11 protein-coding genes and 1 riboswitch are annotated in these 12,908 nt (G+C 38.9%); of the genes, 9 read left to right on the top strand and 2 right to left on the bottom strand.

The annotated features are described in order from the left end of the window. Positions 1-123 precede the first annotated feature (123 nt). The 5 genes from GVV19_RS00055 to GVV19_RS00035 all read left to right on the top strand — a co-directional run bounded on the left by GVV19_RS00055 (position 124) and on the right by GVV19_RS00035 (position 5,013). Complete coding sequence (locus GVV19_RS00055) at positions 124-849, top strand: LytR/AlgR family response regulator transcription factor (RefSeq protein WP_159639175.1); 726 nt, start codon at positions 124-126, stop codon at positions 847-849. Then, positions 846-2,165, top strand: a complete 1,320-nt coding sequence (locus tag GVV19_RS00050) for a sensor histidine kinase (protein ID WP_159639174.1) — start codon at positions 846-848, stop codon at positions 2,163-2,165. The genes GVV19_RS00055 and GVV19_RS00050 overlap by 4 nt, the downstream gene beginning before the upstream one ends. A 59-nt stretch (positions 2,166-2,224) precedes the next feature. After that, a riboswitch (purine riboswitch) is annotated at positions 2,225-2,326 on the top strand. 64 nt (positions 2,327-2,390) lie between these two features. After that, positions 2,391-3,767 carry an NCS2 family permease gene (locus GVV19_RS00045; RefSeq protein ID WP_159644622.1) on the top strand — a complete coding sequence of 459 codons (1,377 nt, stop codon included), beginning with the start codon at positions 2,391-2,393 and terminating at the stop codon, positions 3,765-3,767. Between the two features lie 13 nt (positions 3,768-3,780). Further along, positions 3,781-4,353 carry a phosphoribosyltransferase family protein gene (locus tag GVV19_RS00040; RefSeq protein WP_159639172.1) on the top strand — a complete coding sequence of 191 codons (573 nt, stop codon included), beginning with the start codon at positions 3,781-3,783 and terminating at the stop codon, positions 4,351-4,353. Between the two features lie 54 nt (positions 4,354-4,407). Next, positions 4,408-5,013, top strand: coding sequence for an SIMPL domain-containing protein (locus tag GVV19_RS00035; protein ID WP_159644620.1), 606 nt, complete (start codon positions 4,408-4,410; stop codon positions 5,011-5,013). A gap of 39 nt (positions 5,014-5,052) precedes the next feature. Here the strand turns inward: GVV19_RS00035 and GVV19_RS00030 are convergent, their stop codons facing one another. Then, a complete protein-coding gene (locus GVV19_RS00030; RefSeq protein WP_159644618.1) occupies positions 5,053-6,867 on the bottom strand; it encodes an ABC transporter ATP-binding protein in 1,815 nt (604 codons plus the stop codon). Then, positions 6,860-8,605: an ABC transporter ATP-binding protein gene (locus GVV19_RS00025; RefSeq protein ID WP_159644616.1), complete on the bottom strand. Its 1,746-nt coding sequence runs from the start codon at positions 8,603-8,605 to the stop codon at positions 6,860-6,862. The genes GVV19_RS00030 and GVV19_RS00025 overlap by 8 nt, the downstream gene beginning before the upstream one ends. Positions 8,606-9,002: 397 nt before the next feature. On the opposite strand from GVV19_RS00025, the gene sdaAB reads away from it, so the two are divergent. From sdaAB to GVV19_RS00005, 4 genes are all read left to right on the top strand, one after another. Next, positions 9,003-9,680, top strand: a complete 678-nt coding sequence (sdaAB, locus tag GVV19_RS00020; protein ID WP_159633465.1) for an L-serine ammonia-lyase, iron-sulfur-dependent subunit beta — start codon at positions 9,003-9,005, stop codon at positions 9,678-9,680. Continuing rightward, complete coding sequence (gene sdaAA / locus GVV19_RS00015; RefSeq protein ID WP_159644614.1) at positions 9,680-10,561, top strand: L-serine ammonia-lyase, iron-sulfur-dependent, subunit alpha; 882 nt, start codon at positions 9,680-9,682, stop codon at positions 10,559-10,561. The genes sdaAB and sdaAA overlap by 1 nt, the downstream gene beginning before the upstream one ends. A gap of 149 nt (positions 10,562-10,710) precedes the next feature. Further along, positions 10,711-11,430 (top strand): LytR/AlgR family response regulator transcription factor, encoded by a 720-nt coding sequence (locus tag GVV19_RS00010; protein WP_159633459.1) that lies wholly within the window; start codon positions 10,711-10,713, stop codon positions 11,428-11,430. 12 nt (positions 11,431-11,442) lie between these two features. Beyond that, a complete protein-coding gene (locus GVV19_RS00005) occupies positions 11,443-12,759 on the top strand; it encodes a sensor histidine kinase (protein WP_159644612.1) in 1,317 nt (438 codons plus the stop codon). The last annotated feature ends 149 nt before the right edge of the window (positions 12,760-12,908 follow it).

Below are 12,908 nucleotides of genomic sequence, written 5' to 3'. Positions count from 1 at the left end.
ATTTCACTTTGAAAACGATGAGGACCAATTTCTATTAGTTAAATATTAATATTTATTTAGTTAAGTGTGTATTTTAGGATATTCGTTAACGGAATAAAGAAATGTTTCAATTTAGGGGGTTCCATGATTACTGTTTTTATATATGAAGATGATGAATACTATCAAGAACGCTATTCGAGAATGCTTGAAGCAATAGCTTTAGAGCAACAAATGTATCTCTCCATCACCGTTTTTGATAGTGCTGACAAACTTATTGAAGTTCTAAAAGCGATGACACATTGTCCAACAGTAATCTATTTAGGTGTTGAGGTGAAAAGTATGAATGGCCTTGAGTTAGGAAATAGATTGCGAGAGCAGGGCGTCAACTCGGAGATTATTTTTATCTCGAATGCTACTGAGTATGTTTTCGATACATTTGAAATCGGTCCGTCTAATTTCCTAATTAAAGATCGATTGACGTGTGATGGGTTTAAGACAGAGTTCTTAAATGCGGTCGAAAAGTATCGACCAAACCGCGAACAAATTTTTGCTTATCAAATAAAAGGAACAACTTATGCGCAACGGATGTCCAAAATTGTATCAATCGAGATTAAGAAACGAATTATTATTCTCAATATAAATGATGGTCAAACAATCGAATTTTATGGAACGATGTATGAACTCGACCAACAGATTCGAAATACAGTTCTTGTACGGGTTCATCGTTCATATATTGTCAATATTACTTACATCGATAGTTATGATAAGACAACCATTACCCTTAAAGATGGTACTGAAATTCCTATAGGAAAATACTATATGACAGTCTTAGAAAATGAATACATTGCGTATGTTGGGAGTCATCGATGATCATCAATCTCGTGTTATTTACTGTCTTAATGTTCAGTGGTCACTTATGGTTAAGGATTGTATCTCATTATTATGTGAGGCGTGCAGTACCGGAAGTTATTGAAGGCCTCTTACTTATCATCTATGGGGTCGTCTTTGCTTTAATCAATCGTTTTAGTTTTACACATTTAGGTCCGTTTATCATGTTTTTGTATCTTATGTTCATGGCTCGGATACTCTTTATAATACCGACGTTGAATGTTTTGACTATTAGTTTTTTGCCCGTCGTTTCGTTCTATACGATCCGTGGATTTTTAGCAGCAACAACTGCAATGATTTGGCAAAAGACAACATTTTTTGTTTTATCATATTCATTCACGCGATGGACAATCTTTTTAGCATCCTATAGCATTCTCGCAATTTTAACGTATGCTCTTTCGCAAGTACTCGATGTTAATATGAATATCAAAATGTTTCTACGAAATACCATGAAATTAAAGCATATTCTCCGTATCGAACTGATTATGATGGTGTATCTTTTAATAGTGAATGATGGTCGGTTTTTAGACAATGAAATACATTGGTTTAATTTATTATATGCAAGTGCTTCAGTTTTTATTTTTGTGATATTGAGTGTGTCTTGGAATGATGCCATTCGTGGTGCGTCATTATTAGAAAATGCCCGGTACACTGCGAAAGTTGAAAACCAACTGAAAATGCAAGTCCAACATTATGAATCGTATCAAGATTTACTGGAAGAATATAAGAAATTTAAACATGACTATCGTGCAATGCTTCAAACAATCCAACATTTGATTGCTGAAGAACAAATTGTTGGCGCAAAAAATATCATTCAACAGTCTCATGACTCCTTTCAAGAGACGCAGGCTTTAGAGCCGTATTCTCAGAGTCACTTGCTGGATGCAATCATTAAAGATTTTAAAGTGCGTTGTGATGACTTGGAAATCAACTATCAGTTGGATTTGCAGCTACCAGATACTTTTAAACTCACGGAACTCAACATGTTGCGAGTTCTTACGAATATTATCAATAATGCTATCGAAGCATCGTTACCCATTTCAAATCCTTGTGATCGGTGGATTAAAATTAGAAGTAGGGTGAATCATCGTTGGCTGTCTTTAGAGGTTACAAATCAATACGTGACGGAGCCAATCTATAAGCACGGTCAATACTTGAGTACTAAAGATAGTCCCGATATTCATGGTATTGGCTTGCAAATTGTCCGGGAAATTGTAGAAAAATCTGAAGGAATTCTGAAAATAAAAACCGATCCCGTGTTGCGGCAGTTTCTTGTGAACATCACAATTCCATATTGATTACAATGAATATGGAAATTAAGGGAGCCTGTCGTTGACACACTACATTTACAGTGTTACCATTACGCTATGAAAACTACCATATAATTCTGGAAATAAGGTCCGGAAGTCTCTACTCATGACCCGTAAAGTCGTGTACTATGGCACTAGTTTCAAAGGCGTTTTTACGTACCTTTTGATACTACTGCCTATTGGCAGTTTTTTTGTATTCAAAAGGAGGAGACTATGAAAACATGGTTGAATACGTATTTTAGAATTGAGGAATCAGGGTCAACAATCAAACGGGAATTTGCAGGGGGTCTTACCGCTTTCCTGTCAATGTCTTATGTCATTTTTGTGAATCCGATTATTTTGGGGAATGCAGGTATGCCCGAAGATGCAGTCTTCATGGCAACAATACTCTCATCGGCAATTGCAATGCTCATTATGGGTTTGTATGCACGCTTTCCGTTAGGATTAGCGCCATGTATGTCGATGAATGCCTTCTTTGCATTTAGTGTTGTATTGGGAATGGGGATGGCATGGGAAGTTGCGTTAGCGGCAGTACTTGTTTCATCTGTCTTGTTTATCATGCTTTCATTCTCAGGGATTCGTGCCAAAATCATTAAAGGTATCCCACTGCCAATTAAACAAGCTGGGAATGTTGGATTGGGATTATTTATCGCATTTGTTAGTTTTAAAAATGCTGGGATAATCGTTCCTGATTCAAGTATGTTTATTACGTTTGGTGGATTCCACAATCCAAACGTTGTCATTGCGATAGTAGGTGTACTTACAGCCGCATTCTTCCTCGTGAAGAAGAATCAATATGCCGTCTTCTTTGGAATGATTGGTGCAGCAGTTTGTGGTCTTCTAATTCGCTTAGGTGTTGATATGGGATGGTTATCGATGGCACCAGAAATTGCGGCAACCTTGCCACAATTGCCAGCAGGAAGTCCGATTGTCGTGCCAGTGGGTCCGATGCAATCGATGATTGATAATACATTGTTTGTTGGATTTAAAAATCTTGGGGAACTTTTAAATCCACAAGCAATCATAGTTGTCTTAACGTTCCTGTTTTTGGATTTCTTTGGTACAGCAACGACATTATCAGCGGCTGCATCACAAATTCCTGATTTGCCTGCGGAAGCATTTGAAAACAATCATCGTATTTATGTTGCGGATGCAGTTGGAACATTTGTCGGAGGGGTTTTAGGGACATCGAATCTCTCTACATACATTGAATCCGTTTCCGGAATCATCAATGGTGCGCGGACAGGGCTTATGGCAGTCGTCACGGCTTGTTTATTCCTATTGTCAGTCTTTATCTATCCATTGCTATCTTTAGTTACTGCGGCAGTCACAACGCCGGCTATGGTCGTTATTGGAATCTTCATGATGCAAAATATTGTGAATATTGATTGGCGAGGTGGTTATGAAGTTATTGTGCCGTCTTTCATCACAATTGTCATGATGCCGTTAACTGGGTCTATTGCATTGGGTCTTACCATGGGATTTGTATCGTATGAACTTTGCATGATTTTTGCAGGAAAACATAAAGAATTAGGTTGGATTATGCATGGGATTACATTAGTTTCCATTGCATATATGATTACACTTTAGAAAGAGGTTAGAAATGGAATTGTTGAAACAACGGATACGCGAGGCGGGAATCGCGCGAACTGAAGAAATATTAGATGTGAGTACGTTTTTTAATGCTCAAGTTGATGCAAGATTGATGCAAGCAATCGGTGATGACTTTGCAGAGCACTTTAAGGATCATGACTTTGATGTTTTTGTGACCGTCGAGAGCTCCGGGATTGCACCATCTGTATTTGCAAGTTTGGCGGCTCAAAAACCACTTGTTATTATTAAGAAGTCTCAAAAAGTTATGGATGATCCACGCTTTGTTCAACAAGCATCCTTCTCGTTTACAAAAGGTAATGCATACCATCTCACAACGCAACTGGAATTTATTAAAGGCAAACGTATTATTTTAATCGATGATTTCTTAGCACAAGGTAGTGTCGTAACCAATGTAGAGACCTTATTACATAAAGCGGACGCAACACTTGTAGCGACCGGAATCTGCATCTCTAAGGATTACCAGCCTGGGTATCAAAAATTATCTGCCGAAGGGAAAGACGTTTACTGCCAAGTGCATGTCACGGCCCTTGAACCGCAAACGAATGCCATCCATATAAAATAGTTATTTCATTATTTTGCATAAAAAGCGTATAATAGCTTTATAAGAGGTGAAAATATGACACGATTATTAGAAGTAGTGGGTCGCGGTTTCTTAAAAGCAGAACCAGACATGATGCGTTTTAACTATGAATTAGTTCAGGATGCACCTTCCTATGGTGAAGCATTTGATAAACTATCACACCAATTTGATGCACTCGTCAAGGCATTTAAGTCTGTTGGCTTCAATGTTTCCTTGATTCAAACATCATCCATAAATGTTTCGATTATCCACGAAACTGATGTTGAAAAGAAAAAATTCCGTGGAAATCAGAGTCTAATCTTTGAAGACCGCATCAATCTAGAGAAAATGTCCAAACTTTTGGACGCACTTCGTTCCGAGGATGATTTTAACTTCTCACTATCATACTTTATTAAAGATGCAACGAAATATATCAATGACGCACTTATTCTTGCGATTAACGATGCGCACGATAAATCGAAAGTGATTTCGGACAGTGCCGGCGTTTGCCTAGGTGGGATTACAAATATTTCATACGAAAGCGCCCAACAGAATCGCCCATCACTGATGCGTGCCTATGCGTATGATCATGGTGGATCTGATATTCATGCAACGAATATCACAATCGAGCAATCCGTAACAATGTCTTGGGAAATTAAATAAAGCATAGAAAAACGACCCCATTATTCGGAGTCGTTTTTTTTATGCAATCGTGAATTGACTTTCATACAAGTCGGCGTAAACACCACCCAATTCAAGGAGTGATTCATGATTACCACTTTCAATAATATTTCCGCGATTCATCACGAGAATGATATCGGCATTACGGATTGTTGATAAACGATGGGCAATCACAAAACTTGTACGATTTTCCATTAGAGCATTCAATGCAGTTTGGATTTTCTGTTCGGTGATGGTATCAATATTGGAAGTGGCTTCGTCAAGAATCATCACTGCAGGGTTAGCAAGGGCTGCACGCGCAATCGTTAAGAGTTGTTGTTGACCTTGAGATACAATCGAGGCATCACTTGAGATGATGGTATTGTAACCCTGAGGCATCTGCATGATAAAATCATGACTTTGTGCGAGTTTGGCGGCGGCAATAATCTCTTCACGTGAGGCATCTTTTCGTCCATAGGCAATGTTATCGGCGACAGTTCCTTCAAACAACCACGTATCCTGAAGTACCATCCCAAAGAGATTTCGTACATCTGTACGTGTCATTGATTGGGTGTCGACACCATCAAATAAGATTTTACCACCATTAATATCATAGAAACGCATCAATAAGTTCACAAGGGTTGTTTTACCAGCTCCAGTTGGACCCACAATGGCGACGGTCTGTTTGGCACCAACCTCAAATGATACATCTGTCATAAGTAAATGATCTGGACCGTAACCAAAGGCAACATTTTCAAATGAAATTGCGCCTTCTGGATGGTCTATTTTCGGTGTGACACCTTCATGTTCTTGTTCGTCGTCTAAAGCCGTAATATCATAGACCCGCTCTAGCGATGCAAGTGCAGCTTGAAATGAGTTAATAATAAAGGAAGCTTCTGTAATCGGCTCAGAAACTTGGGATACGTATTGGAGGTAGGCTTGAAGAATCCCGACACTAAGTATTCCACGTAATGCGAAATATCCACCAATCACAGCACTAGCAATAAATGCTAATTGGTTTAAGAAGCGAACTGCGGGATAGATTGCGTAGTTTAAAAACATGGCCTTAAGATGTGCTTTTTCGTGACGTTCATTTGAAGCAATCACTGTATCCATTGCATAGGTTTGTTTATTGTATGACTTGAGAATAACATTCCCCGTAAAGTACTCTTCTACCAAGCTATTGAAATCAGCAAGGGTACTGAAATTGTCGAGGAACGATCGTTGACTCTTCAAGGAAATAATATAAGTCACAAACCCACTAATAACAATAAGAGCGAAAATTAAGAGTGTCAATGAGCTTGCAATTTGAGTCATGACAATCAAACCAATCACAATATTAAAAAATGATGAGATAAATTGATTGAAGCCAACGACAAGAATTTCGGCAACTCGTTCGATATCAACAGAGACACGACTTAAGACTTCTCCTACTTTCACATCGTCATAAAATCGTAGCGGAAGTGTTGTCATTTTATCTGTAATAATTTTTCGAAGATGGGTACCAGCTTGTTCACTAATCGACGCCATGATGCGTTCTTGAATGAAAGAAAACAAGAAGGAGAAAAAAGATGCAAGGACCAACCATAGCAATGGCTGGATAATAACTGCTTCAACACTAGCAATGGATAAGTTATTGGTGCTAATTAGCGTTGCGACAGCATCAATCGAGAGTCCCATAATCCAAGGGATAACTGTATAGGTAATACTACCGAGTAGGGAAACAAGCAAAACTAAGGCGATGCGTCCCTTCCAATTTAATAATAGATTAATGAATAATTTGAAAGCATGCTTCATGTTCGAAGGTTGCTCTTGTTGGGTTACCTTCTGAACTCTAGTTTTTTTGTGCTTAAACATTTAAGGGTTCCTCCATGTCATCAAAAATATGTTGGGACTGAGCAAATTGACGGTAAATATCGCTTGTTTGCATGAGGGATGCGTGTGTTCCGATACCAACTACATGTCCTTTATCCATCACAATAATTTGATCTGCATTCATAATGGTGCTCACGCGTTGTGCAATAATTAAATAAGTTGCTTCGGGCATATCTTCTTTTAAGGCTTTGCGTAGTACCGCATCCGTTTTGTAGTCAAGGGCAGAGAAACTATCGTCGAAGACATATAAGTCAGCATCCTTATACAAAGCGCGCGCAATACTAATTCGCTGTTTTTGTCCTCCAGAGAAGTTCATCCCGCCGCGAACAACTTCGGCATCGTATTGTTTCTCAAGGGATTCGATAAAGGATGCAGCTTGTGCTGTTTGTGCGGCCTGACGCATTGCTGTGTTACTTCCATTGGGTTTGTGGAATTTGATGTTCTCTTGAACGGTACCACTAAACAAAAACGACTTTTGGGGAATATAGCTGACAGCATCACGAAGGGCATGTTGCGAAATACTTTGAACATCGCTATCTTGGAAAAGAATTCGTCCGTTTGTAGCGTCGTGGAATCGCATAATAAGTTTCGCAATCGTACTTTTACCCGATCCTGTAGCACCGATAATCGCTGTAGTTTGTCCTTTGGGTACAAAGAAACTGACATCTACCAATGCATCACCATCTTCGCCCTCATATCCAAAGAAGACATGTTCAAAACGAACAATATCATTGCTTCCAGGTGTCAAAGGGTGGACTGTTTGTGAGTCTAATACTCCTGGTTCAATCGCAAGGAGCGTATCAACACGACTCAATGCCGCTAACGCACGAGGGATCATAACGATAACCAAGGCTGCCATTATTAGGGTTAAAATGGTGAGTGTTGTGTATTCAATGACGGCTGTAACTTCACCTAGCTGCAAAATACCACTTGGAACTTCAATCAGTCCAAACCAAAGGATTGCTACCATCGATAATCCTAAAAGCGCATATGCGATGGGAGACAAGAAGGCGAATAAGCGGTTAATCTTGATCATGTTTTCAGCGTGCTCTTCAAAGGTTTTATCAGTGCGTTGGCGTTCAAATTCAGAGTTGTCAAATGCTCGAATAATTCGTACTCCAACAAAGAATTCACGCAAAACAAGAATCATACGATCGAGGTAATGTTGGATTGCATTCATGTATGGAACTGCTAATTTTGTAACCAAAATAGCAGCACCAAGGAAGACAAGAATACTGATCAGTGCCACCCATCCTAAAGTTGGTGAAATCATAAAGGACATAATGATACAGACAATACCGATGAGGGGTCCAGGAAGAATCATCTGAAACAACATGACAACAACTTGCTGGATGTTGACAACATCAGAGGTAATTCGAGATACGAGCGATGAAGTACCATAATCTTCAACATCTTTAACGGAGAGTACCTGGACTTTATGGAAGACTTGAAGTCTTAGGTCGGTACCAAATCGTGTAGCAATCACGGACGAGTAATAACTGCATGCGACAGCAGCGATCACGCCAATAATAGCCACAATCAGCATTTCAAATCCTAAACTGTAGATGGTATTAAGGTCGTTGGCTAAAATTCCATCATCAACGATATGAGCAACCAAATACGGAATGTAAAGGGTAGCCGTTAATTGGATCAAGAGTAGGATCATTGTTCCAGAAACGAGGGCGAAGTGCTCTTGTAAAAACTTTTTAACTAATTTCATAGGGTCTCCTTCTTCTAAAAAATAAAAAGGACGTCATAGATGCTTCTTCGTATGGCCTACGAAGCATCAATAACGTCCTAGAGTTGTCCGGCGAGAACTCATAGGGAATCTTAGTTGCCAAGCAAAATAAAAAGACGTCTTGAAGTATTTCTTCGTATGGCCTACGAAATACATGTAACGTCCTGGAGTAATCCGGCGAGAACTCAAAGGGATTTTGCTCACTCGATAATAGCACACCCCAATTTTGTTGGCAAGGAGTTTTGTCTAAAAAAGTGCGAGGTGGTCTCTTTGGGGACGATGGTGTGATTTTGAAAGGTTTCACAAAAGTCCGATACGTGCGTAAATATGTATATGTCGTTTTTTGTTTTAATGGTACAATATGACAAGAGGTGAGACCATGTCTAAACAAGATTATACATCAGTTTTTGATATCATTGGTCCAGTGATGACTGGACCCAGCAGCTCCCACACTGCAGGTGCCGCACGGATTGGGAAAATAGCACGTGAAGTATTTGGAAAGACTCCCGAATCCGTAAATGTTTATCTTTACGAGTCATTTGCGAAAACGTACCGTGGTCATGGTACCGATGTTGCGATTGCTGGTGGAATTTTAGGAATGGATGCTGATGATGATCGGCTTCATGAGTCTTTGTTGATTGCTCAAGCTGAAGGTGTTGACATTAAATTTATTCCTTTAGCTGAAGCAGTTAGTCATCCCAATACCGCAAAATTAGTTATGCGTTCGGGTCATCAAAAAATGACAGTTATCGGGGCATCTATTGGAGGCGGGAGTGTCAAAATTGTAAATATTAACGACATTGATGTTGATATTAATGGTGGTATACCTACAATCCTTATCTTTCATCAAGACCTTCCCGGTCTTATTGCACGTGTTGCAACTATCTTATCCGATTTAGAGATTAATATTAGTACGATGAAAGTGGACCGTGATACGAAAGGGAATAATGCTTACATGGTTATAGAGTTGGATCAAGAAGAATTACATACGTCGCTAGACGCAATCCGTGAGATACCCTATATTAAAAGTGTTATTTATATTGGGAGGAATTTATAATGTTTGATTCAATCGAAACGCTTATCCACCAAGCAGAATTACAAGGGTCGATTGCGGAAGCGGTCATTTGTGCAGAAATTGAAAATTCAGGCAAATCACGTGAAGCAATTTTGACACTGATGGGGAAACAATTGGATGTCATGTTACGTTCTGTTGAACAAGGAATACAGGGTGTACAATCTAAGACCGGATTAACAGGTGGAGATGCATTAAAACTGCAAACGTATCTCGAAAGCAATGAAACGTTGTGTGGTCCGATCGTAGTTCGTGCAGTTGCAGGCGCTGTAGCTACAAACGAAGTTAATGCGGCAATGGGACGAATCTGTGCAACGCCGACGGCAGGTAGTGCAGGTGTGGCTCCTGGTGTACTTAGTGCATTAATTGAACGGTATCACTTAACCCGTGAACAGCAAATTAACTTTTTGTTTGTTGCAGGGGGCTTTGGCTTAGTTGTCGCAAACAATGCATCCATAGCTGGTGCGACAGGGGGATGCCAAGCTGAAATTGGCAGTGCATCTGCGATGGCATCAGCAGCAACCGTTGAAATACTGGGTGGCTCTCCACGTGAAGCCGAACAGGCATTTGCAATGACCATAAAAAATATGCTGGGCCTCATATGTGATCCAGTTGCCGGATTGGTTGAAGTACCTTGCGTTAAACGTAATGCTTTGGGAGCTGCGCAGGCTCTTGTTTCCGCAGATATGGCTCTAGCAGGGGTACGGAGTGCTATTCCAAGTGATGAAGTCGTAGCGACAATGTATAAAGTTGGGAAAGAATTGCCCCGTAAATTCAGAGAGACAGGCGAAGGTGGCCTTGCTGATAGTCCAACAGGTCGTCGCTTCGAAGCAGAAATATTCGGTGAGTCAAATTCTAAATTATAAAATCTAAAACTGTACACAAATATGTACAGTTTTTATTTTTTCTTGACGTAATGTCGAAGTATTTGTATTGTAAGTACAACCATAAATACGTTATAAATAATTGTTATATCGTTAAAATTGCGTTACTATTAATACAAAGAGGTGGGACCATGATAACAATTTTTCTGTGCGATGACGATCCTGAAATTAGAGAGAAATACGCGAAACTCATTCAGTCAATTGCAGAAAAGCACAATCTCTACATTTCAATTACAGCCTTCGAATCGGCGGAGGAACTTTTCTTTATGCTTGATGATATAAAAGTGTTACCCGATATTATTTATCTTGATATTCAAATGGGAGAAATGAACGGACTGGATGCAGCGGCCAAACTTCGAAGTCTTGGTATCCAAGCTGAAATCATTTTCTTATCAAATCTTAAAGAGTATGTGTTTGAATCATTTGATGTCATGCCAGCCAATTACTTACTTAAATATGCAATCACTGACGAGCGCTTTGAATCTGTCTTGATGAAGTCTATCGAGAATGTTAGCATCACACGTGATCAATTGTTTATGTATGAAATCAAGGGGATGTCATACACACTCGTAATTTCGGATATTATCTATATCGAAGTTAAGAAGCGCATTATTGCAATCAAGACACGACAGGAGCAAATCATTGAATTTTACAGTACGATGACAGAAGTGGAGCAGCAAATTCTGGGGAGTCCTTTAGTCCGTGTCCAACGTTCATTTATTGTAAACATGACCTACATAAAAACTTTTGGAAAATCAGAGATTGTTTTATTAGATGGTAGTGTAGTACCGGTTGGTCGTACGTATCAAAATGCGCTTGAAAACAGTTTTGTCGATTTCATCAATCGTTAGGGAGAGACTATGATGCTTTTTATATTTTTACCACTCTTAGTATTCAGTGGCAATTTATGGATTACTAATTTATCAAAAGTTTTTGAGAAACGTTACAACACTCGAAAACTTGAGTATTTATTAATTCTTGTCTATGCCTTGGATTTTATATTTGTTGATCAATTGGATGCTGTGCGGATGAGCACCTTTTATCTTTTAGCCTACTTGCTCCTGATGACTCAGCTCGTTTTTATTGTGTCTCCACTCAATCTTGTAACGATTTCTTTGTTTCCAATCCTCTTTATTTATACCTTACGGGGGTCGTTTGCAGCATTCGCAGCCTTTGTTGCTGGCACAACAACTCACCAAATTCTTCTGACAACATCCTTTCGATGGATTATATTTGTTCTAACCTATGTTATCTTTAACTGGTGTGTTTGGGTTGGTATGAACAACGAGGAAATTGTTCAAAAACAAATAAAACTTTTTAGAAACGTTATGAAGACCAAACATGTCTTACGTATTGAAGTGATTATGCTGTTTTATATTATGATTGTGAACGATGGACGATTCCTTCAAAACAATGTTCTATGGTTTAATACGGTGTACCTATCTTCATGTCTATTCATCCTCGTAATTCTATGTGTTTCATGGAGTGATGCCCTTCGAGGTGCTGATCTATTAGAGAATGCAAGGTATACAGGTAAAATTGAAAACCAGCTAAAAATGCAAATTGAGCATTATGAGTCATATCAAGATTTAATGGCCGAATATCAAAAATTTAAGCATGATTACCGTTCTACCTTAACGACCATTAATGCACTTATAGAATCCAATCAACTGGTGAGTGCACAGAATATCATTAATCAAACGAATCATTCCTTTGCAGATACCACCTTGTTGGAACCCTATTCCCAAAGTCATCTTTTGGACGCAATCATTAAAGATGTTGAAAAGCGATGCATTGATAACGATATTAAGTATGATTTAGATCTTCAAATTCCGGAGATGTTTCGACTTTCAGAACTAGATATGTTACGTGTCATCACCAATCTTATTAACAATGCCATTGAGGCCTCATTAAATATCGAAGATCCGACGAAGCGATACATTCAAGTTTCGAACATTATTCATAAAAATTGGTTATCGTTGACCATTTCCAACCGCTACACAATCAAACCGATTTTAAAGTATGGTGTATTTAAAAGTACCAAAGAGGATGCAGACATTCATGGTATTGGACTTCAGATTGTACGCGAAATCATTGAAAAATCAAATGGGATATTTAAAGTTGAAGTTGATGAATCAGCCCATATGTTTAAAGCAACCGTTTTGGTTCAATATGAGTAAAGCACCAAGCGGTGCTTTTTTTTTGTGCATTTTAAAACCCCCAGATAGTCTGGGGGTTCGATTATAGCTTTAGCGATGTATTCTGTTTTAAACCTCCATTTGATAATATTTAAGTGTAGTCTGCAAACTATCTAAAATTATCAAAGGAG

Origin of the sequence: Erysipelothrix anatis, assembly GCF_009828745.1 — a bacterium.
GTDB classification, from domain to species: Bacteria; Bacillota_I; Bacilli_A; order Erysipelotrichales; family Erysipelotrichaceae; genus Erysipelothrix; species Erysipelothrix anatis.
The sequence above is the reverse complement of the archived record's forward strand: the minus strand, read 5'-3'. Positions and strand labels throughout refer to the sequence as shown.